The 2,345-nt window shown below is 74.5% G+C and carries 3 protein-coding genes; 2 read left to right on the top strand and 1 reads right to left on the bottom strand.

What is annotated here, in order from left to right:
* Nucleotides 1–47: 47 nt before the first annotated feature.
* Nucleotides 48–995 carry a sirohydrochlorin chelatase gene (locus WH07_RS34570; RefSeq protein ID WP_046508951.1) on the bottom strand — a complete coding sequence of 316 codons (948 nt, stop codon included), beginning with the start codon at nucleotides 993–995 and terminating at the stop codon, nucleotides 48–50.
* 150 nt (nucleotides 996–1,145) lie between these two features.
* Between WH07_RS34570 and WH07_RS34565 the strand changes: the two genes are divergently transcribed.
* Together WH07_RS34565 and WH07_RS34560 are read left to right on the top strand one after the other, a co-directional pair.
* Complete coding sequence (locus WH07_RS34565; protein WP_046508949.1) at nucleotides 1,146–2,048, top strand: DUF4132 domain-containing protein; 903 nt, start codon at nucleotides 1,146–1,148, stop codon at nucleotides 2,046–2,048.
* Nucleotides 2,045–2,345, top strand: a 301-nt coding sequence (locus WH07_RS34560) for a hypothetical protein (protein WP_046508946.1), incomplete at its 3' end; no start/stop codon positions are given. The genes WH07_RS34565 and WH07_RS34560, both read left to right, overlap by 4 nt.

Raw genomic sequence — 2,345 nt, 5'->3', positions numbered from 1 at the left:
GGGTGGCGGTGCTGGGCCGGTCGGCGCGCGGGCTTCGAGGGCTGGGCTCAGGCTCGGACGGGCTCAGGCCAGGCGGAGGCCAGGTGGCGGTGGGCCGTGTCGTACGAGGTGTCCCGCGCCTGGTCGTACGGGGCGTCCCGCGCTTGGTCGTAGCGGTGGAGCAGCAGCCGGGCCATCGCCGGGTGGGCGCCCAGCGGGGCGGCGGCGATCCAGGGCGCGGCGGCGGCGCTGCGGGTCGCGAAGTGGCCGGGGGCGGTGAAGTACGAGGCGACAGCGGTCCGGTGGTGGCCCCTGGCGGCAAGGGCGCGGACGGCTTCGGGGACGGTCGGCGAGGCGGCGGACGCGTATGCGGGGACGACCGGCACACCGCCGAGCCGCTCGCTGAGCAGTGCGGCCGTACGCCGGGTGTCCGCGGCGGATTCCGGGTCGAGGGATCCGGCGGCGGCGAGGACGACCGCGGCGCCGCCTCGTCTCGTACGGGCAGCGGGACCCGTACCGGTGCCAGTGCCGATACCCGCACCCGCGGCGGCAGCGGGAGCCGGGGCGTCGGTGGCCCCCGGAGCGTCGGCGGAACCGCGGCTTTCGCTTGTGGCGTCCATTCGCCAGCCCGCTTCGGCCAGTCGCGCGTGGAGCACCTCTACCAACAGGGGATGCGGGCCGAGCGGCGCGGCGATCCGGGTGTGGAGCCGGGGCGCGGACGCCGCGGCGGTCGGCAGATCCCGCTTGATGTGGGTGCCACGGCTCAGCAGCAGCGGTACGAGGACGGCGCGGCCGGTGCCCAGACCGGCGAGGGTGCCGGAGAGCAGGGGCTCGTCGATGCCGAGATGGCCGAGGCGTACATCCACACCGGGGCGCAGTTCGCGGACCCGGTCGAGGAGCGTGGCGATGGTCGCCCGGGTGCGCGGATCGCGGCTGCCGTGAGCGACGACGACAAGGCTGGGACCTGCGGATCCATGGTCGTCGATGTCGTTCGCGGGCCGGTCCTGGATGGTCATGGGGCGATCCTGCCGGGCCTCGGTTGCCGGGCCGTTGCGCGGCCGTGACGGAGGTTTTCCACAGCCTCACAGGCTTCGGACGAGCGTTGTCAGACCCGTCACCTACTGTGATGAGCGTTCGGAACCGGAAGGTCGGGGAGGGGTCCTGCCATGGGCTGGATCGAGACGTCGGGCGGGTATGCAGTCGCGCTGGACGGCACGCGGGTGCTGTGTCGCAATGCCGCGGGCCGCACATTGAAACAGGTGCCGTCGAAGCTCAAGGACGACGCCGAGGTGGTACGGCTGCGGCAGTTGGCCGAGTGGCTGGAGCGGCACGAGCGGGAGTGCCGCGAGCAGGTGGACACCTGGCTGGTGCGTTCGCTGCCGGTGCCGGTGGCACTGCTGGCGCGGGTGTGGCCGGACACCGCGTGGCAGTCGGCGCTGCGGGATCTGGTGGTGGCGCCGGTGGCCGGGGACGGCTCGGCGGACTCGGCGCGGGCGGGTTTTCTGCGGGACGCGGATCCGGTGCGCGGGCTGGGGATCGTTGATCTGGACGGGGACTCGGTGCGGCTGGATCCGGCCGGCGTGGAGACGGTGCTGATACCCCATCCGGTGCTGCTCGAAGACCTGGGGGAGCTGCGGGAGTTCGCGGCCGAGCTCGGTGTGGAGCAGGGCGCCGAGCAGTTGTTCCGTGAGGTGTGGCGGCGGCCGGCGCCGGCCGCGGACGCGCCCGGGAGCGCGGCGGCACAGGACTGGCGTGCGTACGCCAATGGGAAGTTCGCACAACTCCGGCATGCCACGACCCGGGCGGTCTCGCTCGGCTACCGGGTGCGCGGCGGCTATGCGGTCTGCCCGCTGGTGGAGGAGGGCCGGCAGGTCGAGGCGGCGTACTGGGTGGGGGACGACTATCCGGACGGGGAGACGCTGACCGGTTCGCTGGAGTGGCGTGACGCGGCGGGGCGGCGGCTGCCGCTTGCCGAAGTGGGGCCGGTCGCCTGGTCGGAGGGCGAGCGGATGGCCGCGCTGGTGTACGCGGGCCGTGTGGTCGAGAACGACGAGGAGGGGGCGCGGTGAACGGTCGACTGGTGGGCGGCACGCTGCCGGACACGGAAGTGCGGGACGGGGAGACCCGGGCGGGACAGGCCCGGGAGCGGGATCTGCTGGAGACGGGCGCGGTGCTGCCGCTCCGTGGGACTGAGAGCGCTGCGGCTGCCGACGGCACCTCGGGGCGCGGGAGTGCCGGAGGTTCCGGGGACACCGCGGGGGCCGGGGGTGGCGAGGGCGATGTGCTGACGGCGCGCGCGTACGCCCATCCCGCCCTGGACGAGCGGACGGTGGTCCGGCTGGTGCCCGGGGCGATCGGGGCGGCGG

Origin of the sequence: Streptomyces odonnellii, assembly GCF_000981895.1 — a bacterium.
Classification (GTDB): Bacteria; Actinomycetota; Actinomycetes; order Streptomycetales; family Streptomycetaceae; genus Streptomyces; species Streptomyces odonnellii.
The sequence above is the reverse complement of the archived record's forward strand: the minus strand, read 5'-3'. Positions and strand labels throughout refer to the sequence as shown.